Here is a 26,079-nt window from a genome sequence, read left to right on the forward strand (position 1 = left end):
GCGCCGGGGCCGTCATCTCATTGCTTGTCTTTTCGGGTGCCTGTGGAGTCGCTGCGCGCGTAGCCGAAACCCCCGCGCCGCCATCGATTCCCGCACCGATCCCTGCTCCCCGCGTGCAAAACTCGGCGGCCGCCGCATTACCGAATTCATCGGCCGTCGCGACTTCATTGCCGCATGTCGTACCGGCGTCGCCCGAACCACCTCCTGCCGAAGCAGAACCTGCTCCTCCGGCTCCTTCGGCGCCGCGGCTTCATGCGATTCGCGGCATTCCACCGATATTGCAATTACCCAACAAACAAACGGGCAGGTACATCGGGTACATTCGCGTTGGCGAGTCGGTTGCGCTTCGACAAGCCGCTGTCGTTCCAGGAGCCGATTGTGCTGGTGGGTATTTTGCAATCGAACCTCGCGGGTATGTCTGCAATGATTCTTTCGTCTCGCTCGCGCCTTCATCCGAGCACACCGTTGCAATGGCGGCGACGGCCCCGCGCGAGGGACCTTTTCCGTATCGTTATGCCATTTCCAATGGCGCCCCGATGTACAATCGAATCCCGACGCGATCCGAGATTACGCGTTACGAGCATGTCTTCGGGCCTGCGGGCAAATTCGAAAAGTTGTCGCCATTTCTTGCATCGCACGAAGACTTGGCCGTGAACGAGCCCATCCCACCCACCGATCCCATTCCACCATTTCTCGAAGGTGGGCAAATGATTCGCCCAGGTCGTTTTGGGCTCGTGAGGCAAAAAATTCCTCGCGGATCGATGCTTTCGTATACCAAAGCATTCGAGGCCGATGGTCGCACGTATTTGCTCAGCGTCGACTTGACCGTCGTTCCAGCGGATCGCGTTCGTCCCTTCCGACCAAGCTCTTTTCGAGGTATTTGGCTCGAAGGTGACGAGACGCTTCCCATTGCATGGTTTCGCAAGCGCCCGCGTATGAAGTGGCGCAAGCTCAGCACGGGCGCGGTCGAATCCATGGGCATTTCGTTTCCGGCTCGATCACATGCTCGCCTCACGGGACAAAGCATCGACGTCGAAGGAACGAAGTATCTCGAAACCAAAGAGCGGGAAGGGGCGGATGTCGTTTGGGTCGCGGAAGAAGATGCGACCGTCGTCGAGGCTCGAACGAAATTACCATTTGGCGTACGTGAAGGGCAGAAGTGGATCATCGTGCGCATTACGCAGGGCACGCTGGTGGCCTATGAAGGCTCGAAGCCGGTCTACGCGACGCTCATTTCTCCGGGCGCCGGAGGTGTTCCGGTTGCAGGTATCGATCCGGTCAAGGCGAGCACCACGCCGCTTGGAACGTACAACATCACGTTCAAGGACCGCGCCGCGACGATGTCACCTGAAATGGGTGAAAACCGATCCTTTTGGATTGCCGATGTTCCGCACACGCAATACTTCAATGCGCCGTTTGCGTTGCACGCAGCTTATTGGCACGAACGTTTTGGCGAACCTACGAGCGCAGGGTGTGTGAACCTGTCCCCGATCGACGCGGAAATCGTATTTCGCTGGAGTGATCCGCCGGTGCCACTCGGCTGGCAAGGTGCGGTCGGGGCGGGAGCGTCCGTCAATGGTCCGACCACGGCGGTCGTCGTTGCCCGCTGACGAATTTTGCTTGCGAAAGCGCCATTCGTGCGCATGATGGCGCGTCATGCGCACGTCAATTCATCGCAGCAATTGGTTGAAACCGCTTCTGTGGCTCTTCGGGGGCACGGAGGATCGTTCGTACGTGGAAATCGAAGGCGATACGCTTCACGTCCGGTTTGGCTTTCTCTTCGACGAGCGTGTTCCTCTCGACAAGATCACTTCGGTGGAAAGGGAGAAGTGGCCCATCATCGCTGGTCTCGGATGGCGCACCAACCTGATCGATTCGATTGCCGTGGTGGGGTCGTATTCGAATGTCGTGGGGCTACGTCTTTCGCCTCGCGTCCCCATGTGGCTCGTTCGGCGCATGAATGTCGAATCGCTTTACGTTTCGGTGGATGACCCGGACGCGTTCGTGGATGAAATTCGTCGTCGAATCGCGGAGCGCGGCACCTGAAAACGGGCGAATGGCCTCGCGGGTTCGTATCCTCGAGCAAGCAAAGCTTGCTTTGTTGAAAAATCGCAGTTAGTCTGTCACGTTCCGATGCAGACGTACGCGCTGTTGAACCTCACCGACCTTCGGCTTGGTCTCGAAGACTTGCTCACCGTGCGTCGTGGGGCGCTTTTTCGGACGCAGGCTGGCAAGGCGCACGAGCGGATACTCGAACAGCAGCGTCAAGCCATCAATGCGCTTCCGCCGCCGCTTACGGGGGGAAGGGCATATGCCGAGGAATTGGCTGTGCGCAATGCCGAGCATGATTCATTCGGTCTTGGCATGTGGCACATCACCGAGGCGTATTTGCGTATTCCGGGCATTGAATCGGGGATCGTCGAAGCGGCTCGACGAATTCGTGCAGCATTCATTCCTGATCCCGACCGGCTTCGTGACCCGTATGCCGATCAGGCGGCGACCGTTGCTCTTCGCAAGGAGAGCATGGTCAACCTCATCGAAGACCTCATGCGAATACCCGTTGCAGGTGGAGGCACGTTATTCGATTGGGCGGCGGGATTCGTCGGCGCAGGTGAGCAGATTGCAAAGGTTCTGATGCAACGTGCGGAAATCAATGCAACCACGCGAAAGCATGCCATGTCGCTGCATGCCGACACGATTCGCACGTTGAACGAATTGCGCAATGCGGTTCTTTCCGAGGTTGCCCGTACGCTTGGAATGCCTCGCGAAATCGAAGGTGAGATTTTTGGCTATTTCGACGTGCTCGAAGCGACGCGTCTGGAAGCCAAACGGGCGGTCGAACAAAACCAAGCGCTTGCGGTGGGGCCCGGATCGACGCGAGGGATTACGCTTCCGCCGCCGTCGGCACGCGTCATTCCCGGCGCGCCTCCGTCCAGTCGCGGTTATCCAAGCGTGCCGCCCGCGCCGCCCTCGTATCGCTCGATTCCTCCCGCACCGCCGTCCAATCCTCCCGCACCGCCATCGTCGCGCGTCGTTCCACCGGTTCCGTCGTCGAATCGAGGCCCGCGGAATATTTGAGATCGCTCACCGCTCGAAAGGCACCGTGCGCAACATCTCAATGCATATCGGTGCTTCCCCGGACCGTCGTTCGATCGCCGTTGCAATGCGATGCCGTCCTCCGAGCGTCGTGAGCGAAAATTGCCAGCGGTCGGGGTTATCGGGCAGCTCTGGCGCGAATGATATCCGAATCGCCTCGGGATTTTCCAAATGATATGAAAAATGGTCCAGTGGAATGGCCAGCCCCATGCCGCGCGCTTTGATGTAGGCTTCCTTCAGCGTCCAATAATCGAAAAATCGATCGCGCTGGCGAGAGGGCGGCTGCCGATTCAGCGCGGCCGCCTCGAATGGCGAAAAGAACCGATCGGCAACCGCCACGGTTTCCCCACGTCGGTGAATGTCTTCCACATCGACGCCGACCTCCCGATCCCGCGCAACCAAACACACGATCATGCCTCGCGTATTCGATAAATTGAAACGTAATCGAGGTGCTCCGGAAGGGCCTGCAATTTCGGGACGGCCGTGCTGGTTCCGCACGAACACCCAATCACGCGGAAGTACGGGAGCATAAGCGCTGAGCACACTGCGCACGAGCGCTCGCGTCACCAGGTATTCCTTGCGACCCGCGGGAAAACGATAACGCGCCTGCTGCTGCGCTTCGTCCGGCGACATGACGCTGTGATACGCGGCAAGAAGGTACCAATCTTCAATGGCGTCCGGATCGACGTACCACAAGTGCGCGACGTTCGAGGGGAGCGACAGCAGCGTCATTGTGTCTCCGGAATGGGCAATATTTGTCGCACGTAATCGTCGACCGGCCGATCCGCGCGTCGTTCGCGTGGATAGCCGAACGATACGTCCACGAAACGAACTCCATCGACATGACACGTTCTTCGCACGTGCAAATGCCCGTGCACGACCGTGCTCGCGCGGTACCGCGTGTGCCAATCTGCTGTGCGCCTCGTTCCGCACCAAGGCAAAAAGCGCGGCACGCGCGGCAAGAGCACGATGTCTTGTCGCAAAGGAAAATGATTGATGAGCACCTTGGGCATGTCGATAGCCTCGGACAAACGTTTTTCCGTCAAGGCCACGCGCTGGTGACACCATGCCGATCGGCTCGCATGCGGCGTTGGGTCGAGCATGATTTCATCGCCCGCGACGATTCCGTCTTCGGCCGCCCAATCGACTGCGTTTTCCACGGGAATGTGATCAGGGCGAAAGGAATAATCGTAAAGCAAAAACATCGGCACGAGCAAATGCGGGCCACCTTCGCCCGACCATTCGACGTACGGATCCTCGGGGCACAGCACGCCCGAGCGCTGGCAATAATCGACGTACATCCGATAACGCGCTTCGCCTCGCGGTTCGCTCGCTGGCGCTCGCGGATCCACCCACAATTCGTGATTTCCCGGCACCCAAATCAATTTCGCGAACTTCGGCCCAAGCGAGTCGACCACGCATTTGACATGGTCGAGGTTTTCGCCAAGATCCCCACCGACGATGAGCCAGTCGTCGGGACGCGGCTTTATCGAATCGAGCGCGCGGCGATTGTCCGGGAAACCGACGTGAAGGTCGCTGATCGCAAAAAGCTTCACCGATGAGCCCCCGAAAACAAAATCAGGATTTACGCAGCTTCTTGGCCATTTGTTCACCGAGCTCGGCAGAACGGTTCGTCGCTGCTTCCACCGCGTCGATGAGCGTTTTTCGTAATCCTCCAGCTTCGAGCGTGTGCAGACCCGCAATGGCCGTGCCCCCAGGGCTCGTGACCATGTCTTTCAATCGACCGGGATGCTCGCCCGTTTCGAGCTGGAGTTTGGCGGCGCCGTAAACCGTTTGTGCTGCAAGTAGCATCGCCGTGTCCCGACCCAATCCGACTTTGACTCCTCCGTCGGCCAGCGCCTCGATCATCAGCATGATGTACGCCGGTCCGCTCCCGCTCAGCCCCGTGACGGCATCGAGCAGCGTTTCGTCGAGCACGACGCAGCGTCCGACCGCATCGAAGAGAGCTCGCGCAACGTCGACGTCGTCGTGCGTCGCGTGCGACCCAGGCGCGATCGCCGTGGCGCCTGCGAGCGCGATGGCAGCGGTGTTCGGCATCGATCGAATCACGCGCGCTCGCTCGGGCAGGCGAGCTTCGATGGCTTCGATCGGCACGCCTGCCGCGATCGAAATGACCAAGTCGCCTTCGTTCAATCCGCTCGCGATGGCCCCAAGAACACGGTCGACGATCTGAGGTTTGACCGCGAGCACGATCACGTCGGCCCAGCGCACGAGCGCTTCGTTGTCACTGGTCGTTTCGATTTTGTACGTACGTTCGAGCTCGGCGAGCCGCTCTGGCTTGACGTCGCTCGCTCGAATTTGCTCTGGCGTTACCGTCGCCGACAGCAGAAGGCCTCGGATCAGCGCGCCGGCCATGCTGCCGCCGCCCAAAAACCCGATACGCCGTCCCTCGATGCCCCTGGTCTGACTCGTCATAGGATCCTTGTCGCGATGCACCGTACCAGACAGCCCGCGATCGCGACAGCGCTCGGCTCGGTAGCATGCCGACGAAGCGAACCTCTGCTTGGTCCCTGAGTGTGTTGGCGTGGTGGATCATCCGTCCGCTATTGTTGCAACACGATGCGTCGCTACTGCGAGCTCACCGATTGGAATAAAATGCCGCCTCGGTGGTTCGCGGATTCGGTCGTCTGCATGCCAGAGGGAACGTTCATGATGTCCACGAGTTTTTCCCAGCGCGTGAAGCCTCTTGTTTCCGGAGCCATGCTTTCCGCGCTCTTCGCGGCCGGCACGTTCGGGCTTGCTGGATGCGGGCACGAAGCCCACGCGACTTCGATCACCGCAGCTCGTGACTCGGCAGCGGTCGTCGCGACGGCGGCGCCGCAGAACGGATCGAACGCGCCTGCACCCGTTCCTGCCACGTTCGACGTCGCTGATCTCGCGGAAAAAGTGAAACCCGTCGTCGTCAACATCACGACGATGCACGCTCCGCCACCTGGTTCCCGGACAAACCCGTTCGACTTCTTCTTCGGGCCGCACGTGCCCGACCGTCCCATGGCGCGCAGCGCGCTTGGCACTGGTTTCATCATTTCGGCCGATGGGTACGTCGTGACGAACGCGCACGTCGTCGAGAGTGCGGACAAGGTGAAAGTGCGTCTCGTGGACGAGCGCGAATTCGATGCGGACATCGTGGGACGTGATGCGCAGCTCGATCTGGCGCTGATCAAGTTGAAGAAGGTCGATGGTTTGCCCACGGCGTCGATCGGAAACAGCGAAGCGTTGCGCGTGGGTGAGCACGTGCTGGCCGTCGGCAATCCGTTCGGCCTCGGCCACACCGTCACGCTGGGCATCGTCAGCGCCAAGGCGCGCTCGATCGACTTGGGCAAGTACGACAACTTCATCCAGACGGACGCGAGCATCAATCCTGGCAACAGCGGGGGTCCGCTCTTCAACTGGAAGGGCGAGGTGATTGGTATCAACACGCTCATCCGCGCGGGCGCCAACGGCATCGGTTTCGCCATTCCAATCGACACGCTGAAGGACGTGCTCCCTCAACTTCGCGACAAGGGCCGCGTCGAACGCGGCAAGCTTGGTTTGGCATTCCAACCATTGACCGCCGATCTCGCCAAGGCGCTCGGTTTGCCCTCGCCCAAGGGAGCACTCGTGTCAGACGTCGCGCCGGGCGGTTCTGCCGATCGTGCCGGCATCAAGCAAGGCGACGTGATCACCGCGGTCAACGGCACGACCATCGTTCATGCCGACGAACTACCGCGCAACGTCGCTCGAAACACACCGCGCTCGAACATCAAGGTGTCGCTGGTTCGTGCCGGCAAGTCCATGGATGTGACGGCAAACCTCGATGCTCTCGAAGACGACGACGAAAACAAGCCGCCGGTGCGCAGGCCGGCCCCTCCATCACCGTCGAACCAAGACAAACTCGGGGTGGAACTGTCCGACACGCCGAGCGGTGGTGCGCGTGTCGAGCGAGTGACGGATCCCGAGAGCGAGCTCGAGCGCGGGGATGTCATCGTCGCATTGAATGGCACACCGGTGCAGGATGTGCGGGCACTGGAAACGGCATTGAGCAAGCTGCCTGCGGGCTCGAAGGCGCTCGTGAAGGTCACGCGCGGCAGGATCACTCGTTTCGCAGCGGTCACGGTGCCTTCGAGGTGACTTGACAAGCATCGGCGTGCGCGGTCCTGTCGGGGCATGCAAGCCGCCCCGCGTCCGCTCGTGCGTCTGGCCCAGAGGCCTCGTGTCTACGTACACGACGACTTCGTTTCGCATGAAGTCGTCCGGTATGTCTTGGATCGATACGGCTCGCGTGAAGCGCTCGATGCACGTGGTATCGAGTGGGAGGCGAATGAAACGGGGTTGTCCGGTGAGCTGCCCGTGGAGGACGATCCCGTACTCGAACAGCTCGCCGAACGCATCGAAGACGCTCTCGGATTTCGTTGCACCCTGTTGCAAAGAACGTTTCGATTTCGTCGCTATTCGGTCGGCGACTTTCATCCCCCACACGTGGATTCGTACGCGATCGCTGGAGCGCACCTCATCGCCACCGCGATCGTGTACCTCACGGATGCAGAAGTGGGCGGCGAGACGTACTTTCCGGACGCTCGCCCAGTGCCCGTCTCGATAACCCCCAAAGCTCGCAGGCTTGCCGTTTGGTTCAACCATGAACCAAATGGCGAGCTCGATCGCACGTCACAACATCGTTCCGAAAAGCTCGTGGCGGGCGACAAGGCGACGATCGCGTATTTCGTGTATGCGCCGCTCGACCACGCCAGCGTGGACCTCGATGCCGAGCCCCCCAAGCGCTCGGGCGCGGACAAACCCGTACGACGGCGTAGGTTCGTTTGCGTCGACGATGGCGTACCCGAAGCAACGCGACGCGTGCTTCGCGAGGCCTGTGCGGAGCGTGACGTCGAATTCGAAGTGATCGAGGCTGAAGCGTTCGACTTTGCTTCCGCCAAGCCGCTGCCGCCCGGCACCATGCTTTATCGGCCGGCCGTTTCGATGCTCGCGACGCGTGTCGAGCAAGCCCTGTTCGGCCCCGGTGTTGCCACGTTTTACGTGGGACACGACGGCATTTTTCGCTCCGTCGGTCCGGACTTGGTCATGTTCGAGCAGGCCGGCGTTCCGGTGCCGCGCTGGCTCTGGGCCACGACCACCGATCGCGCACGGCTGCGCAAATACGTCGACGTGCTCGGCGGATTGCCCCTCGTGCTGAAGTTCTCCAACACATCGGGCGGCGTCGGCGTTCTCCGCATCGATACGCTCGCCGGCCTATTTTCCACGATGGATCACGCGCGCGCATCAGGCCGCATACCTCAGCTCATGACGTACATCCCCGACGCGATTCATTGGCGCTGCATCGTCGTGGGTGATCGCGTGGTAGGGTTTTACCGAAATCGTACGGATCCGGATGACTTTCGCACCCATGCTTCGGACGATCCATGCGACTACCGAGACCCTCCGTCCCCTGAAATCTTGGGCAGTGCCATTCGATCGGCTGCCGCCATCGACGTCGAGTTTGGTGGCGTCGACGTGCTCGAGGACGCGAGTGGCCAGCACTACGTCATCGAATGTAACTTTCCTTGCTATTTTGCGCGAGCAAAGCTCGTCGGTGGGCACGACGTGGCGGGCTCGATGATTGATTGGCTTGCTCGAAAGGCGGACAGGCTCGTAAGTTCGTTGGGACAAACCGCGCGCTGAACGTCAGGGGCTCTTGTCCATCTGCTCCTGCTTGCGTCGCGCACGCTCGTCCGCAGCAGTGTTTCTCTTGTCCATCTGCTCTTGCTTGCGTGCCTCTTGCTCGGCCTTCTTCGCGTCGTGGTCCTGGTCGGCCATGGGTCTTTCTCCAGTAAGCGTTGGTCGGGACGAACGTGTTACGTAGCGTTCGCTTTCTTGCATAACATGAACTGCCTGCCTTTCCGCTTCGAGTGTGCGCTCGGTGCATGATTCCAACGCGTGCGCGACCCGGGCGCTTACCCGCATGCCTATCCCCTTGCCAAAAGGACCATGGACCGCGATCCTCGTGAGCAGATGTCACGAAGCATTCGCAAGATCGCGGTCAACACCGGCGGAGGAGATGCGCCGGGCCTCAATGCGGTACTACGCGCCATCGCGCTCGGTGCAGCCGAACGTGGCATTGAAGTTTGGGGAATTCGCCACGGATATCGCGGACTTCTCGAGGACGGGGGCCGCGGTCTCGTGAAGCTCGATCGCAGTGCCGTGCGCGGCATCATGCACGTTGGCGGTACGATTTTGGGCACGGCGAACCGTGGCGACCCGTTCCATTACCCCGTGGAGAAGGACGGCAAGCTCGTACCCGAAGACCGCGCCGACGAGCTCATCGAACGGTTCCATGCGCATGGATTCGATGCCCTCGTGGCCATCGGTGGCGACGGCTCGATGCGCATTGCCAACGCTCTCGCCGAGCGCGGATTGCCGCTGATCGTTGGTGTTCCCAAGACCATCGACAACGACGTCTACGGCACTGAGCTCACGTTTGGGTTCGACACGGCCGTGTCGATCGCGACCGAAGCCATCGATCGGCTCCACACGACGGCCGAAGCGCACGACCGCGTCATGGTCGTGGAAGTCATGGGACGAAATGCCGGCTGGATTGCGCTCCGAGCAGGAATTGCCGGCGGCGGGGACGTCATTCTGATGCCCGAAATACCGTTCTCGTATGAGCCCATCGTCGAGAAAATCCGCGAACGTGAAGCTCGCGGGCGGAAGTTTTCGATCGTCGTGGTCGCCGAAGGCGCGACGATGCGCGATGGCGACGTGACGATTCGCGAGGAAGGCGATGCGTTCCGGCGCGTCGTCGTTCTTGGTGGAATCGCCGAGCGAGTGGCCAAAGAGCTTGGCGAACGAACGGGGAAAGAAACGCGCTCGATCGTGCTTGGTCACTTGCAGCGCGGTGGTGGTCCAACGACGTACGATCGGCTTCTTGCGCTTCGTTTCGGAGCGGCAGCCGTCAGGTATCTCGTCGAAGGTTGTTCGAGCGGCATGGTGGCGCTGCGAAATCATCGCATCGAGCTCGTTCCTCTCGCCGAAGTCGCGGGACGAACGAAGACGGTCGATCTCGCGAGCGATACCGTGATCACGGCGCGCGAGATGGGCACTTGTTTTGGCGACGAACCTCCTGGTCGATTCGTGTGTCCACCTGCTGCCGTATCTGCGTGTGACAGTGCGAGCGACTGAGCGATCGCTTGATTGCGTGCGAGCGCACGCATGAAGACCAAGCACATTTTCGATGACTCGGGATGCGCATGATCGTCGTTGCACTGCGCGTGAATTCCCTTGATCTTGAACGTTTGGAGCGACGGATCGTCCGCGCCGAATTTGATGAGTCCCCAGGCGAAATCGAATATCGTCTCGGACACCCCAACAGGCCGTAACATGACCAAAGTCCTCGTTTTCGAGAGCGAGCCTGCATTTGCCTGGGAGCTACGTACCGAGCTCGGGCGTCTTGGCTGCACGGTACAGATCGTCGACGACGGAAACGCTGGCCTGCAAATGGCGGCCAGCGATCGTCCCGACCTCATTTTGCTGTCCATCGAGTTGCCGCGGATGAATGGATTTTCCGTATGCAACAAGCTGAAAAAGGACCCGCAGCTCAAGGACGTGCCGCTCATCATCATGTCGAGCGAGTCGAGCGAGGAGACGTTCGAGCAGCATCGGCGGCTGAAAACACGCGCTGAAGACTACGTGCGCAAGCCCATCGCCCTGGGTGAGCTCGTCGGCCACATTCGCCAACTCGTGCCCATTTCGGCCGAGATTGAACCGGAAGCCATTCTCATCGACGACGCGGTCGTCTTCGATGACGAGGTCGAGGACTTGGCGGCCGAGCCCGAAGTTGCGCCGGCGCAAGAGCCGCGCAAGGCCAATGAGCCCGACCACGAAATCGATGATTTTCTCGGCGGCGCGTTCGATCGGTTGTTGGGGGACGAGGAGCCGAAGCCCAAAGCGCCAGCGCCGCAGCCTCAGAGTCTGGCGCTCGATCCGCCGACGATCCCTGCGCCGCCGCCTCCTGCTCCGCCGCCTGCGCCCGTCGTGTTGGCTCCTTTGCCGCCGCCCCCGCCGCCTCCGCCAGCGCGTGCGAGCGGCCCAGGATCGATTGCACCTGCGCGTATGCCATCGGTGCCGCCGCCTCCTCGTTCGGTTGCGACGAAGGGCCCCGTCACGACGCGATCGGCGCCGCCTGCAGCGCAGTCGTCGAGCGACGTTTCGGCGCCTTCGCCCTCATCGAAAAAACCTTCCGCTTTGGCGGCCGATGCATCGATCGTCGAGCAGCTACGCATCGATCTGGCACGCAGCGCCGAAGAGCTCGTTCGCAGTCGTGACGAGATTTCGCGTCTCACGCTAGCGCTGGATGCTTCGCGTGCGAGCGTGCAGCTCTTGGAAGCGCAAGAGGCGGCTCCGCGAGAAGAAGCGGACGAAGTCGTTCGGCTCAGGCGCGAAGTCGAAGAGCTCAAAGCAAAGCTTGCCGTTGCAGGCACTGGAGCTGCGGCTGCGGGAGCGTCGCGAGGTGGGTCGAGTCGAGAGCTTCTCGACCTGCGCGAAGCGCTCAACAAGAAGGACAAAGAAATCTTGGCCTTGCGTGATCAGCTCACGAGCAAGGACAAGGAGCTTCTCGAGCTGCGTGATTCGACCTTGGCGCTCGAGCGAGACAAGGCGGACTTGTCCGATCGGGTGAGTGACGTCGAGCGAACGGCCGAGGAGCTTGCGGGAAAGGTCGACAGGTACAGGGAAGAGCGTGACTACCTGAGTGTGCGGGCGGAGAACTTCGAAGGTTTGTCGCGGAAGCTCGAGACGAAGCTCGCCTCTCAAGCGGCCGACGCTGCTGCGCGCGTGGCGAAGCTCGAAGCCGACGCTGCGGCGCGTGTTGCGGCGCTCGAAGCGGATGCGGCTGCAGCGGCCGCAGCGCGTGACGAAGCGGTAGCGGCGGAGCGCAAGGCAAAGGACGAGGCGCTGGCATCGCTTGATCAAGCGCGACAGGGCGCAGCCGATGCCGAAGCGCGGATTGCATCCGAAGCAGCTCGTTACGAAGCCGAACGAGAACGTTTGATTTCGGAGCATTCAGCGCAGATCGCGTCGCTCGACGAAAAGCATGCGGCTGGGATTCGTGAGCTCGTCGAGAAGCACGCGACCGAAATTCGTGCGCTGCAGGAAGCGCATGCCGAACAGGTCGATGCGGCGCACGAAACGGAAATTGCGGGGTTGCGCCAGGAGCACGCGACCGAAGTCGAGCAGCTCACGGCGAAGCATGCGGCGGAGGTCGAAGCGGTTCGTGCGGACAAACAGCAGGCCATCGATGCGCTTTCGGCGCAGCACGCTGCGAAGGTCGAAGCGCTGACGCTCGAGGCGGACGAACGACTGGCGGCGCGCAACCGTGAATTTGCCGATGAATGGGTTCGCGGTGCAGCAGAGCTCGAGGCGCTGCATGCACAGGCGGTCAAACAAGCCGAGCACGATGCAGCGGAGAAGGTTCGTTCCGAGCTTGTGGAGCACTACGAAAACAAGCTCCGCATGATCGAGGGCAAACATGCCACGGACATCGAGACGCTTCGCAACGAGCGTGATCGAGCTCTTGCAGACCTCGACGCTGCGTCGCGTTCTGCGGTGCAGGAACTGGATCGGCACGTGATCGCGCTTGGTGCAGACCTCCAGGACACGCGCATCAAGCTTGAAGAAACCGAAGAGCAACGTGCAGCGCTCGACGCTGAAGTCGTGCGGCTGAAGGGCGAGCTAGAAGCTCAGCGAGCGAACGTGGAGCGGCTCGAAGCCGAGCTTCAGGGGAGCAAGGCTGAAGCGAGCACGCTTGGTGCTGAAAAGGATCGTTTCGTGGCCGAAGCAGTTGCCACGGCATCACGCATCGCGCGCATGCGAGCTCGGTGGGAGCAGGATCGATTGGCGCTCGAACATACGCGCGAAGCGCTCACGCAGGCAGCAGCGCGGCTGCAAGAGATCGAGTCGACGCCGATGGATGCGGACTAGTCCTGCGTGGCACGAGCGCGGAATGCCTCGGGCAAGAGCGCTGCGAGCGATGTCATTCGAGACAAGTTTGTCTCGCCCTCCGCGGACAAACGGATGGGCAAGTCGTCGGCGAACTCGGCCAAGGTTTGTCGGCACATACCGCACGGCGCGCCGAGGGGCGGGCTTTCGACGCCTGGTCCGAGCCTCGACGTGCCGGGAGTCACGATGGCGAGCGCGACGGGCTTTCGTTCTCCCGCGGCGATCATCTGCACGATGGCCGATCGTTCAGCGCAAATCGACAAGCCGTACGAAGCATTTTCGACGTTGCATCCGACGAACGTTCGTCCTGACGCCGTGAGAATTGCCGCGCCCACCGAGTAGCCCGAGTACGGGGCGTGCGCGTGCCTTCGGACTTCGCGTGCAGCTTTGTCGAGTGCCTCCCAGTCGATTGCTGGGGCGTTGTGGGCGTTGTTCAAGCCGATCCTCCGCGCCAGCTTCCCCCACCCGCGATGGCATTGCCAACTTCGAGGATCCACGCCGACAGAAGCGCGCGCAGTCGCTGCTGCACTTGGCGCGCCGTTTCTTCCACTTCGGCGTGGCTGAGCGGGACAGGGCTGAGGCCCGCAGCGAGATTCGTGATCACCGAGATCGCACCGCATCGAACGTTCATGTGTCGCAAAGCAATGACTTCGTACACCGTGCTCATGCCGACCGCGTCGGCGCCCAGCGTTCGCAACATCGCGATTTCGGCCGGTGTTTCGTACGACGGACCGAGCAAGCCCGCGTAGATGCCTTCGGAAAGGGACACGCCGACCTTGCCAGCGGCTTCGCGAGCGAGCGCGGCAAGGCGTTTGTCGTAGGCAGCCGTCATGTCGGGGAAGCGCGGCCCGATGGAATCGTCGTTGGGGCCCACGAGCGGGTTTTGTCCGGTCAAGTTCAGGTGATCGCGGATCAGCATCAGATCACCTTGTTGGAACGTCGGTCTCGTGCCTCCTGCAGCGTTCGTCAAAAGCGCGGCCAAGCATCCGAGCCGTGCGAGAAGACGCACGCCGAACACCGCGCGTTCCGGGGTGTTCCCTTCGTACAGGTGCGCTCGACCCTGGAGACATGCGACGGGCACGCCGTTCGACAAACCCAGGACCAGGTTTCCGGGATGTCCTTTGATGGTCGATTGCCCGATGAACGGGATTTCCGCATAGGGGATCGTCACGCGTTCTTCGAGCGTATCGGCCCATGCGCCGAGGCCGGAGCCGAGCACCACGCCGACGAGGGGCTTGATCGCGCTCTTGGTTCGTACGACGGAAACGGCTTGATCGAGCTGAGAACTGAGGCTCATGCCGCGCAGCCTAGTACAGCCAAGCGCAGCGGGTAAACCGCTTGACTTGGTTGTTTTGGGGATTTGCTCTCCGAGATCGTCGCTTGTTACGTGCAGTGGACGGAGGAGCGTGGTAGCGTGCGCGCCCCCTGCGAGCATCCAAGGTGAATCTGATGTCCAGCACGTTCCAAGAGTTTCTCAAGACCAAGTCGATCGATCCGCGCAGGATCATTTCCGTCTCGCATGAGCTCGAAAGCTTGCGACCCGAGGATCGCGCCATCCGTTTGACGAAGCGTCTTGCTCGCAAGAGCGAGGATGGGGCGAAGAAGAAGGAGGGGCTGAAGAAGCCGCGCAGTGGTCGTCCGATCACGCAGCGTGCTTTGGATGCCGCTCTTGCCGGAAAGGCCGTGAGTGGTCCGACCAAGACGCGTTTCGTGCGTGCGGTCAACAAACTGCTTGAGATCAAGAAGCAAGAGCCCATCACGCTTCAAGCGCTCTTTCCGGGACAAAAGAAGAGCGCGGCCTGATTGGCCCAGCGTTGCGGTAAGTGCTGACGGCTCGTTGAACGATGATTCGACGGGCCGTTACAGTTTCGGCGTGCCGCGCAGCGTACTTCGGCGTTTCGTCAGGTCGAGCAAGTCGGCGCCGACGAGAGCCACGGTCAATCCCACAGCGATGTAGATCATGCTCGCGACGTTCGCTGCCGCGCCGTCGCATGGCAAAGTTTCCGGCGTCGTATTTTTTTCACACATGTCGTGAATGCGGTACGGGTGATGTGCAACTGACGCCTTCGTGCACGCAGTTGTGCGAATTGACGCAGGCGCACCTCGGCTTCGAGTACCGGGCGGCATGGATGTCGTAGACGAACTCGTTCGGCGTTCTCGCGCTGGTGATCGAGCTGCATTCACGCAGCTCTATCGCGAGCACCGCCAATCCGTTGCGCGCCTCGTCTTCCGCATGACTGGACGCTCGAACGAAGTCGAAGACACGGTCCAAGAAGTTTTCCTCCAAGCGTATCGAAGCCTTGGAGAGTTTCGTGGACAGTCCAAATTCTCGACGTGGCTGCACCGCGTCGCCGTCAACGTCGTGCTCATGGCACGTCGCGCTCAGCGCAATCGCCCGAGCGTCATCGACCTGCCACTCGAAAGTGAGCGTTCGCCGGATCCAAGGTTGCTCCCGGACGAAGATGCATCGCGGCTTCGTCGGATGGCAGCGTTCCGCAACTTGCTCGAAAAAATCCCCGAAAAAAAGCGCGTTGTTTACATCCTGCACGACATCGAAGGTCTTCCACCGACCGAGATTGCAGCGATCGTGGATGCCCCTGTGCTCACTGTTCGTACGAGACTTTTTTATGCTCGTCGCGAGCTCATCAAGCTGATGCGTCGCGACCCCGTTTTGGCCCAATTGGTCGACGAAATCGCGGCCGACTTACGACAAACAGAAGAACCCCTAGCTGCCGCCGGCGAGGAGGAATCGTGACCACTTACGGATCTGAAGAGCGGGCTCTCGAAGCCATGCGAAAGGAACTCGCGACTGAGCGTGTGCCCGACTTGCCTTGGGACGACATGGAGCGCGAGCTACTTGCAAAGCTCGAGGAAGCGCCGATGACGTCTCATCCTCGTTCGCTCGATGCACGCGTCGACGATGTTCCCGTTGCGAGCGTGCGCAGCCCTCGCCCTCAGTTTGCCCGCCTCAGCTTTGTCGTATTGGCGGCCGCTGCGTCCTTCGGCCTCTTTTGGATGGCCGTGTCGCGCAACCGCGGACCCATCGTCATTTCAACTGCGTCGCCATCCGTTACGGCACCTGCTGCGTCAATCTCGAGCGCTCCGTCGGTTTCTCAGGAAATACCTTCCCCAGCACCGATGCCTGTCGAGCACAAGGAGTCCGAGCCTGCTCCCACCCCGCCGCGTGCGCTCACGACGAACGACGTCAGGGCGGCGCTGTCCGTGTGCGTACCGTCGAACAAACCGAATTCACCAACGGGCGCGCGTCCTGCCAAAAATCGAACGCTGAACATTCAGCTCGCAGCAGACGGCCGAATTTCCAAAATTCGCTTCGAGCCAGTTCTCGGAGCTTCCGTGAACCAATGCGTCCTCGACTCGCTTCGTTCGGGAAGGTTCGTCGGGAAGACCGGTTCGATCACGATTCAGTTCTAAAAGGCAAACTCGTTCGAGATCGAATCATTTCTCGCCGTAGGGCGACGGCGGAGCGTGGCGCAATAGTTCCGTGAGCGCATGCGTATCGCGCACACCCATCAGCCCAAACTGCAAACCCATTCCATCGCTTTGCGTCCAGCGCACCGTCGCAGTCACTCGAATCGGCTGCTTTGCAGCAGGGATGAAGAGCTCCACCGGCGTCGAGCTCGCGAACGGTGCGGGGGTGTCTGTAAGGACAAACATTCCGCCGATGCTCAGATCGCGCGACACCGCTTCGATGCGCCGCCCATCGCCCAGCGTGAACGCGACGGGAATTCCAATCAGTTTGCGCGGGTGCCTTCGCTTCTCGGACACTTTCTAACCTCGCACGTCGTGACCGCTCTACAATACTGTGCAGGAGGCTTTTTTTAGGTGGCAAAAAGCGATCGGGGTGTGAGTCGAGTCGATGTGCCACGCGGCTTGGGTCGACACTTCGAAGGCTGGCAGCCAGGACTCGTTGCCATCGTTCTCGCTGGCGCCGTGGCGCTCCTTGCCGTTCCGCAATCAATCGAGCCGGTCGAGCTACCGGTGCCCATGGCCGATGTTCGCGAGCTGCGTCGCGTCGCTCGAGCCGATGATGCCGCAGCGCGTTCGGTCGTGCGAACCCCGCTCGATGCCGATGTTCGTGCCGTCGGCTCGCTTCTGCGCGCTTTCGGCAAGGCCGATGCAATTCGTGACGATGCCATGCTCGTGCAGCTTCGTTCGCAGATCACGACCGCCGTGCTCGTTGCGCGTGCTCAGGGCGACGCTCCGCTCGTCGATCTGCGCGCATTCCAAATGAACGCGTTCGTGCGCGAGGTGAAGCATTTCGTTGCGACCGGGGAGGTCAGTTCCGACCTTGTCGAGCTCGGGGGACCTTTTGCCGACGTGCTCATTCGTAACGGTTGGTGCGAGGGGTCTTCGCCGTGTGTGATGCGGATGGGTGAACATGCGCTGAGGGTCGCGTTCAAACGACGTTGGAACGAGATCAGCGGCCTATCCGGCGGCCCTTTCGAGCTCACCGTCGATGAGCAGCGAGCGTTTTACGAGTTCCTTCTTCAGTACCCGCCCCGAAAACTCGAACGCAAAGCGGGCGTCGATCGAGCGTATCTCTTGCGCAAGGTCGACGAGCTTGCTGGAATCGATGCGGCGTATCCGCGACATTTCGCGCGCGGCATCATTCAATTCCAAACGGGCGACTTTCGGCGAGCGGCCGAATCGTTCACTGCGCATCTCGAAGCATCGCCCGATGGTCCCTGGACGCTTCGAGCGCAGAATCACCTTCGTGCAGCGCTCGAACGATCGATGATGGAGCCGCCGTGACGTTACCGCGCGGCATCTTTGCTTGGCGAGGTCGATCATGGGGCACATTTTCAGCATGCGAGCATGATCGCTTCGCACGGCGCCGTACCGTTTCGACTCGAAGTTTCGCGTAGCGATTTCAGAGCGATTCTGAAAAAGTATCCGCCGACAGTCCTCACCGACGATCGTCATCCGAGCATTCGAATCGGCGAAACCCGCGTTGACTCGCGCGCGGATTCGAGTGAGACCGGTGTCGATCAGCGCGCAGACCGGAGTTTTTCAAGCATGGGCATCATCACTCGCCATGTCTTCATGAATTCGAACGACATCCGCTTCCATGTGACGGACGCGGGGCACGGGTTTCCAATCTTCCTCCTGCATGGCTTTCCCGAACTTTGGTACTCGTGGCGCCGTCAAATCGATGCGCTGGCCGAAGCAGGCTTCCGCGTCGTCGCTCCAGACCTTCGAGGTTACGGCGGCACGGATGCTCCCGAAGAAGCCGATTCGTACGTGATGAGCGTTCTCTGTGAGGATCTTCTCGGCATTTGTGACGAGCTCGGTTTCGACAAAGCAGCGATGGTAGGGCACGACTGCGGTGGAGCGCTGGCGTGGCAGTTCGCGCTGCGCCATCCGGAGCGCACCGAGCGTGTCGTCAGTCTCAACACGCCGTTTCTACCGCTGCCTTCGGTTCCACCGACCATCGCGTTGCGAGATCGGTTTGGATTGACAGACGCGAGCTTCTATGTCCGGTACTTTCAGACGCCTGGCGTTGCCGAGCAGGAGCTCGAAGCCGACGTACGCACGACGTTCCAGAAGCTCATGCGCACGGCTCGTTATGCCGATGATCTGTGGACGTTTGCTACCGTCGGTGGTGACGGAAGCTCGCTTCTTGGAAAGATCGGCATGGGCGAAGCGCTCTTGTCCAAGGTCGACGTGGAGACGTACGTGCGCACGTTCAAGCGCACGGGTTTTCGCGGAGCGCTCAACTGGTTCCGCGCCGCGGACAAGTCGTGGGAGGAGGAGCGCGAGTTGCCTTCACGCGACATCGACATGCCCGCGATGCTCATCGTCGCTGACAAGGATAAACTGTCGCTGCCCGAGATTGCTGGCGACACGAAGACGCTCGTCAAGAACCTTCGTATCGAGCATCTCGATTGCGGTCACTGGACGCAGCAGGAAAAGCCTGCCGAAGTCACGCAATTGCTGATTGATTTTCTGGGCGACCTACGCGGATCGCCGTCGGAGTGAAGAGGCCGTCTCGAAACTCGGCCCCCCTGCTTTCGATGCCTCCGCGCGGGGTTTCGGTGGCTGTCTCACAACTTGAGGCGTAGTGTGTCACCGCACGCCCGCGCGGGGTAAAAACCCCGCGCTACATTACAAGAAGTCCTCGCGCTACCGCGCTCGGACTAGCCTCACGCCGCATTGCGAGATCAGCAATCTATTGCGGAATCGTCGGGGATTCTCGATAACGATCCGAGATCGTACAACGCCAGTCCCGAACGGCAGTGAGGGACTTTTTATCGTGTAGCGCGGGGTTTCAACCCCGCGCGGGGGTGCATTCGAGGACGGGGGTTTCGAGTGTTGAGACAGTTTCTTCAACCCCGCGCGGGGTCTAAGCCGCCATCTGGGGCTCGAAGAGCGAAATCACCGAGCCCCACGGGTCGGCGATGATGCACATTTTGCCAACCGTGGGAACGTCGATTTGCGGCGCGAGAATCTTTGCGCCGAGTGATTCCGCTTTGGCACGAGCATTATCCAGATTTTGCACGACCACGTGCGTCGTCCAGCTCGACCGAGCACCATCTTGCGGCGCGTCGGTGTCCGCGATTACGTCCTGGCCTTCGCCGGCCGCGAAAAACAAGCCCGGAGCATCACCGAATTTGCCTCGAACCCAGCCGACCACGGCCCCGTAAAACGCGAGCGCCCGGTCGCCATTGGTCGTCGTCAGCGAATCCCAGCAGAAATCGCCAATGTTCGGCATCTCGCGCGGAGCTTGGTCGCCACGGTTATCATGATAAACCACGAAACCGGCGCCTTCGGGATCCAAGAGGTACGCAAACCGCCCAATGTTCGGAATGTCCATCGGCGCGCACGTGGCCCGACCACCCTTGGCTTCGGCAACTTTCGCAGCGCTGTCCACATCAGGGACGGAGACATAGCCGACCCAGTGCGAGGGGATTCCTTCACTCACGGGCATTTCCAAAATCCCACCTTGCTCGCGCCCATTCACATCGATCAGCCGATAGATTCGGCCTCCACCAATTTCGGTGTGCCGAAACTTCCAACCGAGGAGGTCCCCGTAAAACTTTTCGGCGCCCGCGCCGTCGGGTGTCATGAGCTCGTGCCAAACGAAGTGGCCGTGGCGATACGTTCCTTGCGTCATTGCTTGCTCCATTGAATCCAGCCGAGTGGCCATTTGCCACGAATTGCGTACTCTACGCCCGCCCGTGGAGATGTCAATCATGAATTGTCAGCGACTCGTTTTACCCGACCAGTCCCGGCAGTGGCCCCGACGAACTGTCCCCAAAGCTCGACAAACCATCGCCCATCGCGTTCGCAATCGACACGAATAGCTTGCCGTGCCGCTCGTAGCCGTATTGAAGGAGCCGGCCCGTCGATATCGACCCACCTCCGCGACCGGCAAGAACGAATGGCATGTCATCGTGCAAATGCGTATTGCCGTCGCAGACCTCGGTGCAAAGCACGACGATGCTGTTGTCGAGCATCGTTGCCCCGTCTTCCGGGCGTTTTTTCAGCTCGTCGAGCAAGTAGGCGAATTGAGACACCCACCATGTACGCTGTTGCAGGAATGCCTTGAATTCCGCCTTGCCCTCGTCGTGATTCGCACCGTAATGCGACGCTTGATGGCTGCGCATGTCGAAATTGGGCGTATACATTTCGGTGCCTGGAAAGCGACTCATGATGAGCTCGCTCGTGTGCACCGACCCTTGAATGACGCCGACTTTCGTCAAACCACACGCCATTGCGAGCACCATCAAGTCGATTTGCGCCTTCAGAATGCTCGGAAATTTTTCGTCCTTGTAAAGCTCGCCGTCGGTAAAACCCGTCGTATCGACGCTCGGGCTTTCGCACGAGGCCGCGGGGATCACGCCACCGCTCTTGATGCGTTTTTCCACTTCGCGGAGTGATTCGAGGTGCATGTCGAGCTTCGACTTTTCGATTTGCCCAAGCTGTGCGCGTAGCGTTTCGACGTCGTCAATTACGTTGTCGATGATCGTGGCTTTGGCCGGATCGACCTCGGGCGTCACGCCGCCGCCCGCAATCGAACCGAAAAGGTTGTCGAACGCTTTGCGCGGATTGTCCTCGGGCGTGATGCTTTGACCAGCGCTCGGGTAACTGATGTGTTTGTCCCCGGATGCGTTGTTCTGGTTGGCCATCGCTCCGAGGTACAAATGCCGATAAGGCGCGCTTGCTCCGATTGTACGTGCGAGGTATTGGTCGATGGATTCGTTGTATCCGCCATCGGCTGCCGTCAGCAGTTTCTTCGCGCCGCCAGGATGACTGCCGGTGTCCGTCGGGCCCATGCTGAGCCCGCGGAAAAAGACGCAATCATTTTTGAAAGGCAAAAGGGGCGTGAGCACCGTCGGAAGCTCGAAATTGGATTCCGAACCCGTCGGGTGCCACTTGGACGGCTCGCCATTTTGGCTGGGCCCGGGCACGCCGTCCGGGAAGTAAAAGAAGATGACTCGCTTGGCCACGCCCGCCGCTCGAGTTTTTCCAGGCCGAAGCAAGTTCAAAAACGGCAGCGTTATGGCCGCGGCACCAAGGCCCTTGACGAAACGACGACGATGGATGTTATGGCGCTTCATCGCTGGCTCCTCACTTCCTCACCCTGAAACCATCGGACGCGAGCACGCTCACGACGAGCTCCTTCATGTCCCAACCACTCGCCTCGAAAGTACTTTCGATTTTCCGTAATGCACAAAGATCCGCGACCGATTCGGATCGTCCCGTCGCAAATCGATGCACCTGCGTTGCAAAACACGCTTTCGCGCTGCGACTCTCTGCAATGATCGATGCAAGCTCCGGCAGGGTCGAATACAGCGCGTCGGTGTTCGTCCCCATGCCATTGACGTCATTCATGTTGCCTGCCGCGTCGATGGGCTTTCCGTTTTCGGTGTCGCGGTATTTCCCTATGGCGTCGAACCTTTCGAAGCCGAAGCCGACGTCGTCGATGTATTGATGGCACGAATAGCAGGCAGGATCGGCCGTGTGCTGCGCAAACCGCTCGCGCGTCGTCGCATTGGGATCGATGTCGGGTACGCCGCCCGCATTGGCCGGAGGTTGCCCGAATTCTTGGCAAAGAAGCATTTCTCGCACGAAGAGCCCTCGACGAATGGGCGACGATTGATCCGAATGCGAATAACTCGCCAGCACGCTCCCATGTCCCAATAGACCCGCGCGACGTTCGGCCGGTTGATCGACTTTCGTCAAGGTTTGTCCAAGACCTCCAGGCAAACCATACACCGAACCGACCGCGTCATTGGCAAACGTGTATCCACCAAGCAAAAGCTCGGGATACTTGCCCGTCCCGTCGAACATCACGTGCGTGACGAACTGCCTGGTTTCTTCGGCCAGGCCCTGGCGCTCCGCTGCGCCATATGCCGGGAAAAGCGTCGTGCTTTTGTCCGCCGTGAGCACTCGTTCCACGCCGAGCCATTGGAGGGCAAACGTTCCAACGACGTTTCGCGCGCGGCCGTCTGCAAGAAGCCGGCGCGCTTCTTCGGCAACGCCTGCGGCGCTTGCGAGCTTCCCCGACTTGGCAGCGTCGAAGAGCGCCGCGTCCGGCATCGTGCCCCATAACGAATACGAAAGGGCCGACGCCATTTCGTACGGCGTCAAAGCAAATGTCCCATCACCCTTCGGTACGCCCACCTCGAATCGATAGAGGAAGTACGGCGATGAAAGAAATACCTGAAGCGCAACACGAACGCCTTCCGTGAACGTTTGCTGCCCCGTGACGATCGAGGCATACTTGGTGACTTCGGTCGGCGTGAGCGGCCTGCGAAAGACGCGCTCGCCAAATGTCGTCACGAATGTTTTGGCGCAGCCGTTCGGATCGGCATTGAAGTCGCACGGGACGATCCCGCCGATGTTTTCCATGCCCTTCTGCGCCAGCGCCTCGGCCGCTTTCATGTATTGCTCGACGTGAATGCTCGTCACGAGACCCGCATCGACATTGTCGTCATACCCAAATCCCTTGGGCCGGCTCTCGATGGGAAAGTCCTTGGCCCAATCGTACGCCCCGGCATTTCCACTGCCGCCGGCGTCGCAACCGAGCGTCAGGACGGAGTTGCTCCCGCCAAACCCATCGGGCACCTTGACCGGATTGGCCGGATCGAACACCCAATTGGATTCGTCAATGACGAATTTGTATTGGTACGTGCCATTCTGGAGTGTGTGTTTTGCGTAATACAGGTTCTTCGCCGGGACGTATGTCATGGCATACCCACCCGCCGCGACCGTCCCGGCCCACGCATTGAATTCACCCGCCACGTGCACCGAGCCATATTGCTTGTCGGTCGGATAAATGAACGTTTGCACGCTACATGGATCCGCGACGCACGTGCCGCCGACGCACGATGCTTCTTGCACGTCGCAATCACCGTCCGAGCTGCACGATGCGCCTGATGGTCCGGACAAACTGAAGAGATCGTTCACCGTGGCATTGTATTCGCGACGATTGAGCAGCCGCAATTTGCGCGGGCCGAACGTCGGTGCATCACAGGCCGACTCGAGGCTCAGGATGAATGCCGCGACGTCTTTCGCGCACGTTTCCACGCAGCGCGCGGGGTCGTGTTTCGGCATCGTCGCGTCGATGATTCCGACGAGCGTTTCGGCGCCGCGCGTCCAAGGAACGAGCCTCGGGCCGGTCGTGCCTTCACCAAGTTTGCCATGGCAGGACGCGCAAAGTTTTTGATAGAGCGCTTCGCCCGATGCGGCGTTGCCCGGAAGCGGTTCACTGCTCGCGCCAGGGTCGCTACACGCGCCCGCAAGAGCGAGGGAGAAACCGACGACCGGAACCAAGCACCAGGTTGCGGTTTTTCGGAATGGTTGGGGCACGGTGACACTCGTGGAAAGGATTGGTGGGAGTCTACGTCGAGCGACCTTCGAGGTGTGTAGGTATGACCGCGAAAGTGGTGGAATGTCAATGGATGTCTGTTCATTGACTATTTTGTTTGTAGAGCGCGCCGTTCGTGTATCATGCCCGCATGCTCGACCGCTTCCCTCCGCTCGAATTCCCCGCGACGTCCGTGGCCGCAGGCTCCAAGAACATGGCCGACCTGTTCTTGCGCCGCGTGGCCGCCACGCCATCGACGATCGCGTGGAAAGTCAAGCGTGGCGGAGCATGGGTGCCGTCGACGTTCGACGACTTCTACCGAGGTGCGGCGGCCATTGCGACATACTTGCTGGATTGCGGTATCGGCGCAGGTGACAAGATCGGAATCGTCGGCGGCACGCGGCCGGAATGGTGCATTTCCGATTTTGGCTGCTTGCTCGCCGGCGGTGTATCCGTTGGCGCATATACGACACTCGCGCCCGCGCAGCTCGCGTACATTCTCGATCACGCGGACGCTCGCATCGCCATCGTCGAAGGTACCAGCGAAATCGAAAAAATCCTCGAAATGAAATCATCGATGCCAAAACTCGAGCGCGTCATCGTTTGGGACACCAAAGGGTCGGAAGAAGCGCTGCGCACGCACGATTGGCTGGTGCCCCTCGAAAAAGTGCTGAAAACGCCGATTGATCGAGCGCGTATCGACGAACGAGTCGGTGCGATCAAACCCGATGACATCGCGATTTTGATTTACACGAGCGGAACGACCGGGCCGCCCAAGGGAGCGATGATTTCGCACGATAACCTCATCACGTTTCTCGCCGCCAGCGCAAATACGCGGCCGGCCAATCGAGACGAAATCATTCTGAGCTTCCTGCCGATGGCACATGCGGCCGAACGTGTGGCCGGATTTTATGGTCGCGTCAATTATGGCACATGCGCGGCGTATGCCACGAGCGTCCCGGCGGTGCTCGAGGAAGTCAAAGAGGTTCGGCCGACGCTTTTTGGAAGTGTGCCGCGCATTTTCGAGAAAGCGTACGCGCGCATGATGGCCGAAGTGCAAAAAGCTCCGCCGGCAAGGCAAAAAGTTTTCCGCTGGGCAGAAGGCGTGGGACGGGCCGTCGTTGCCGATTGGCAGGCGCGACGTGAATCGTCTTTGCTGCTGCAAATTCAGCATCGCATTGCCGATCGAATCGTGTTTTCGCGAATTCGTGAGGCATTCGGGGGACGCGTCCGCTACTTCGTCACGGGGGCTGCACCGACCCCGAAACAAATCCTCGAATTTTTCTGGGGCGCAGGGATGCCCATTTACGAAGTGTACGGAATGACCGAGGCCACGGTCATGACGCACGCGAACAGGCCCGGTTGCGTGCGAATCGGATCGGTGGGCAAAGCGATCGATTGCATTGAAGATCGAATTGCCGACGACGGAGAAATATTGATTCGAGGTAAAACGGTATTCAAGGGCTACTATAAGGATCCCGAAGCGACGGCGGCCGCAATCGATGCCGAGGGGTGGCTCCACACGGGCGACGTCGGTCGAAAAGATGCCGAGGGATTTCTTTACATCACCGACCGAAAAAAGCACATCATCATTACGTCTGGCGGGAAAAACATCACACCGGCGAACATCGAGAACGAGATCAAGGCAAGCGACGCGCTCATCAGCCAAGCTCACGTGCACGGGGACAAACGCGCATATTGCACTGCAATCGTGACGATTCACCCGATAGAAGCCATCGAGTGGGCGAAGGAGCGCGGTATGCTCGACGACCCGTCACGCGCGGAATCCATGCGGCTTTTGCTGCTCCAAAATCCGCTATCACGCCCGCCGGGGCTCGACGAGGTCATGACGCGCGTGACGGGCCACCCGGACCTCCAAAAACGCGTCATCGAAGCCGTTCGACGTGCAAATACGAAGCTTTCGCGCGTCGAAACGATCAAACGCATTCATTTGCTGAATCGCGACTTTTCACTCGAAGAAGACGAAATTACCCCGACGCTCAAGGTCAAGCGCAAGAGCATCGAAAAGAAGTTCGCGGCGGTGTTCGACAAACTTTACGACGACGAAACGTTTGGGCTCGCGGTGATGGACAAGTGAGCCGCAAAACGCGCACGCGGGATTGAATCGATTCGGCGAGGATCTGCGCAGGATCGCATCTCGT

The 26,079-nt window shown here is 60.3% G+C and carries 22 protein-coding genes; 13 read left to right on the forward strand and 9 right to left on the reverse strand.

The features are described from left to right. Positions 1 to 113 precede the first annotated feature (113 nt). From IPM54_00400 to IPM54_00410, 3 genes are all read left to right on the forward strand, one after another. Positions 114 to 1,610 (forward strand): L,D-transpeptidase, encoded by a 1,497-nt coding sequence (locus tag IPM54_00400; protein MBK9258279.1) that lies wholly within the window; start codon positions 114 to 116, stop codon positions 1,608 to 1,610. A gap of 46 nt (positions 1,611 to 1,656) precedes the next feature. Next, complete coding sequence (locus IPM54_00405) at positions 1,657 to 2,046, forward strand: hypothetical protein (GenBank protein ID MBK9258280.1); 390 nt, start codon at positions 1,657 to 1,659, stop codon at positions 2,044 to 2,046. 87 nt (positions 2,047 to 2,133) lie between these two features. Then, positions 2,134 to 3,078, forward strand: coding sequence for a hypothetical protein (locus IPM54_00410; GenBank protein MBK9258281.1), 945 nt, complete (start codon positions 2,134 to 2,136; stop codon positions 3,076 to 3,078). A gap of 6 nt (positions 3,079 to 3,084) precedes the next feature. Here IPM54_00410 and IPM54_00415 read toward each other — a convergent pair whose 3' ends face one another. The 3 genes from IPM54_00415 to proC are packed head-to-tail and all read right to left on the reverse strand — an operon-like array spanning position 3,085 to position 5,532. Beyond that, positions 3,085 to 3,828 carry a 4'-phosphopantetheinyl transferase superfamily protein gene (locus IPM54_00415; GenBank protein ID MBK9258282.1) on the reverse strand — a complete coding sequence of 248 codons (744 nt, stop codon included), beginning with the start codon at positions 3,826 to 3,828 and terminating at the stop codon, positions 3,085 to 3,087. Further along, positions 3,825 to 4,652 (reverse strand): metallophosphoesterase, encoded by an 828-nt coding sequence (locus tag IPM54_00420; GenBank protein MBK9258283.1) that lies wholly within the window; start codon positions 4,650 to 4,652, stop codon positions 3,825 to 3,827. Before IPM54_00420 ends, IPM54_00415 begins: the two co-directional genes overlap by 4 nt. A 22-nt stretch (positions 4,653 to 4,674) precedes the next feature. Continuing rightward, positions 4,675 to 5,532 carry a pyrroline-5-carboxylate reductase gene (gene proC, locus IPM54_00425; protein ID MBK9258284.1) on the reverse strand — a complete coding sequence of 286 codons (858 nt, stop codon included), beginning with the start codon at positions 5,530 to 5,532 and terminating at the stop codon, positions 4,675 to 4,677. A 285-nt stretch (positions 5,533 to 5,817) separates the two neighbouring features. Between proC and IPM54_00430 the strand changes: the two genes are divergently transcribed. The 4 genes from IPM54_00430 to IPM54_00445 all read left to right on the forward strand — a co-directional run bounded on the left by IPM54_00430 (position 5,818) and on the right by IPM54_00445 (position 13,065). After that, complete coding sequence (locus IPM54_00430) at positions 5,818 to 7,227, forward strand: Do family serine endopeptidase (protein MBK9258285.1); 1,410 nt, start codon at positions 5,818 to 5,820, stop codon at positions 7,225 to 7,227. A gap of 36 nt (positions 7,228 to 7,263) precedes the next feature. Then, on the forward strand, positions 7,264 to 8,772 hold the full coding sequence (locus IPM54_00435) for a 2OG-Fe(II) oxygenase (GenBank protein MBK9258286.1): 1,509 nt from the start codon (positions 7,264 to 7,266) through the stop codon (positions 8,770 to 8,772). Between the two features lie 330 nt (positions 8,773 to 9,102). Further along, the gene (locus tag IPM54_00440) at positions 9,103 to 10,269 is read left to right on the forward strand and encodes an ATP-dependent 6-phosphofructokinase (GenBank protein ID MBK9258287.1); all 1,167 of its coding nucleotides are present in this window, start codon (positions 9,103 to 9,105) and stop codon (positions 10,267 to 10,269) included. Between the two features lie 198 nt (positions 10,270 to 10,467). Further along, positions 10,468 to 13,065, forward strand: coding sequence for a response regulator (locus IPM54_00445; GenBank protein MBK9258288.1), 2,598 nt, complete (start codon positions 10,468 to 10,470; stop codon positions 13,063 to 13,065). Here the strand turns inward: IPM54_00445 and IPM54_00450 are convergent. Together IPM54_00450 and IPM54_00455 are read right to left on the reverse strand one after the other, a co-directional pair. Then, positions 13,062 to 13,520 (reverse strand): cytidine deaminase, encoded by a 459-nt coding sequence (locus IPM54_00450; GenBank protein MBK9258289.1) that lies wholly within the window; start codon positions 13,518 to 13,520, stop codon positions 13,062 to 13,064. The genes IPM54_00445 and IPM54_00450 overlap by 4 nt on opposite strands. Continuing rightward, complete coding sequence (locus IPM54_00455) at positions 13,517 to 14,380, reverse strand: purine-nucleoside phosphorylase (protein ID MBK9258290.1); 864 nt, start codon at positions 14,378 to 14,380, stop codon at positions 13,517 to 13,519. The genes IPM54_00450 and IPM54_00455 overlap by 4 nt, the downstream gene beginning before the upstream one ends. A 152-nt stretch (positions 14,381 to 14,532) precedes the next feature. On the opposite strand from IPM54_00455, the gene IPM54_00460 reads away from it, so the two are divergent. From IPM54_00460 to IPM54_00470, 3 genes are all read left to right on the forward strand, one after another. After that, the gene (locus tag IPM54_00460; protein MBK9258291.1) at positions 14,533 to 14,886 is read left to right on the forward strand and encodes a hypothetical protein; all 354 of its coding nucleotides are present in this window, start codon (positions 14,533 to 14,535) and stop codon (positions 14,884 to 14,886) included. A gap of 322 nt (positions 14,887 to 15,208) precedes the next feature. Next, complete coding sequence (locus tag IPM54_00465) at positions 15,209 to 15,838, forward strand: sigma-70 family RNA polymerase sigma factor (protein ID MBK9258292.1); 630 nt, start codon at positions 15,209 to 15,211, stop codon at positions 15,836 to 15,838. A 35-nt stretch (positions 15,839 to 15,873) separates the two neighbouring features. Then, positions 15,874 to 16,515 carry a hypothetical protein gene (locus tag IPM54_00470; protein ID MBK9258293.1) on the forward strand — a complete coding sequence of 214 codons (642 nt, stop codon included), beginning with the start codon at positions 15,874 to 15,876 and terminating at the stop codon, positions 16,513 to 16,515. Between the two features lie 24 nt (positions 16,516 to 16,539). On the opposite strand, the gene IPM54_00475 is transcribed toward IPM54_00470, so the two are convergent. Continuing rightward, on the reverse strand, positions 16,540 to 16,869 hold the full coding sequence (locus IPM54_00475) for a PilZ domain-containing protein (GenBank protein MBK9258294.1): 330 nt from the start codon (positions 16,867 to 16,869) through the stop codon (positions 16,540 to 16,542). 105 nt (positions 16,870 to 16,974) lie between these two features. Between IPM54_00475 and IPM54_00480 the strand changes: the two genes are divergently transcribed. Next, the gene (locus tag IPM54_00480) at positions 16,975 to 17,856 is read left to right on the forward strand and encodes a hypothetical protein (GenBank protein MBK9258295.1); all 882 of its coding nucleotides are present in this window, start codon (positions 16,975 to 16,977) and stop codon (positions 17,854 to 17,856) included. A gap of 264 nt (positions 17,857 to 18,120) precedes the next feature. Then, positions 18,121 to 19,083, forward strand: a complete 963-nt coding sequence (locus IPM54_00485) for an alpha/beta hydrolase (GenBank protein MBK9258296.1) — start codon at positions 18,121 to 18,123, stop codon at positions 19,081 to 19,083. A 364-nt stretch (positions 19,084 to 19,447) separates the two neighbouring features. Here the strand turns inward: IPM54_00485 and IPM54_00490 are convergent, their stop codons facing one another. The 3 genes from IPM54_00490 to IPM54_00500 form a co-directional block, all read right to left on the reverse strand. Next, entirely contained in the window at positions 19,448 to 20,218 is a 771-nt protein-coding gene (locus tag IPM54_00490; GenBank protein ID MBK9258297.1) for a VOC family protein, read from the reverse strand. Positions 20,219 to 20,318: 100 nt separating this feature from the next. Next, positions 20,319 to 21,665: a DUF1552 domain-containing protein gene (locus IPM54_00495; protein ID MBK9258298.1), complete on the reverse strand. Its 1,347-nt coding sequence runs from the start codon at positions 21,663 to 21,665 to the stop codon at positions 20,319 to 20,321. A 10-nt stretch (positions 21,666 to 21,675) separates the two neighbouring features. After that, positions 21,676 to 23,919 (reverse strand): DUF1592 domain-containing protein, encoded by a 2,244-nt coding sequence (locus IPM54_00500; GenBank protein ID MBK9258299.1) that lies wholly within the window; start codon positions 23,917 to 23,919, stop codon positions 21,676 to 21,678. 149 nt (positions 23,920 to 24,068) lie between these two features. Between IPM54_00500 and IPM54_00505 the strand changes: the two genes are divergently transcribed. After that, positions 24,069 to 26,015 carry a long-chain fatty acid--CoA ligase gene (locus IPM54_00505; GenBank protein ID MBK9258300.1) on the forward strand — a complete coding sequence of 649 codons (1,947 nt, stop codon included), beginning with the start codon at positions 24,069 to 24,071 and terminating at the stop codon, positions 26,013 to 26,015. Positions 26,016 to 26,079 lie beyond the last annotated feature (64 nt).

It is taken from the genome of Polyangiaceae bacterium (assembly GCA_016715885.1).
GTDB lineage: Bacteria > Myxococcota_A > Polyangia > Polyangiales > Polyangiaceae > Polyangium.

What these genes read in the sequence shown, in the direction of transcription:
- IPM54_00465 (MBK9258292.1), top strand. Translation starts at nt 15,209, where the DNA reads ATGGATGTCGTAGACGAACTCGTTCGGCGTTCTCGCGCTGGTGATCGA.
- IPM54_00410 (MBK9258281.1), top strand. Translation starts at nt 2,134, where the DNA reads ATGCAGACGTACGCGCTGTTGAACCTCACCGACCTTCGGCTTGGTCTC.
- IPM54_00440 (MBK9258287.1), top strand. Translation starts at nt 9,103, where the DNA reads ATGTCACGAAGCATTCGCAAGATCGCGGTCAACACCGGCGGAGGAGAT.
- IPM54_00435 (MBK9258286.1), top strand. Translation starts at nt 7,264, where the DNA reads ATGCAAGCCGCCCCGCGTCCGCTCGTGCGTCTGGCCCAGAGGCCTCGT.
- IPM54_00445 (MBK9258288.1), top strand. Translation starts at nt 10,468, where the DNA reads ATGACCAAAGTCCTCGTTTTCGAGAGCGAGCCTGCATTTGCCTGGGAG.
- IPM54_00490 (MBK9258297.1), bottom strand. Translation starts at nt 20,218, where the DNA reads ATGACGCAAGGAACGTATCGCCACGGCCACTTCGTTTGGCACGAGCTC.
- IPM54_00405 (MBK9258280.1), top strand. Translation starts at nt 1,657, where the DNA reads ATGCGCACGTCAATTCATCGCAGCAATTGGTTGAAACCGCTTCTGTGG.
- IPM54_00495 (MBK9258298.1), bottom strand. Translation starts at nt 21,665, where the DNA reads ATGAAGCGCCATAACATCCATCGTCGTCGTTTCGTCAAGGGCCTTGGT.
- IPM54_00415 (MBK9258282.1), bottom strand. Translation starts at nt 3,828, where the DNA reads ATGACGCTGCTGTCGCTCCCCTCGAACGTCGCGCACTTGTGGTACGTC.
- IPM54_00455 (MBK9258290.1), bottom strand. Translation starts at nt 14,380, where the DNA reads ATGAGCCTCAGTTCTCAGCTCGATCAAGCCGTTTCCGTCGTACGAACC.
- IPM54_00505 (MBK9258300.1), top strand. Translation starts at nt 24,069, where the DNA reads ATGCTCGACCGCTTCCCTCCGCTCGAATTCCCCGCGACGTCCGTGGCC.
- IPM54_00430 (MBK9258285.1), top strand. Translation starts at nt 5,818, where the DNA reads ATGCTTTCCGCGCTCTTCGCGGCCGGCACGTTCGGGCTTGCTGGATGC.
- IPM54_00485 (MBK9258296.1), top strand. Translation starts at nt 18,121, where the DNA reads ATGGGCATCATCACTCGCCATGTCTTCATGAATTCGAACGACATCCGC.
- IPM54_00470 (MBK9258293.1), top strand. Translation starts at nt 15,874, where the DNA reads ATGCGAAAGGAACTCGCGACTGAGCGTGTGCCCGACTTGCCTTGGGAC.
- proC (MBK9258284.1), bottom strand. Translation starts at nt 5,532, where the DNA reads ATGACGAGTCAGACCAGGGGCATCGAGGGACGGCGTATCGGGTTTTTG.
- IPM54_00460 (MBK9258291.1), top strand. Translation starts at nt 14,533, where the DNA reads ATGTCCAGCACGTTCCAAGAGTTTCTCAAGACCAAGTCGATCGATCCG.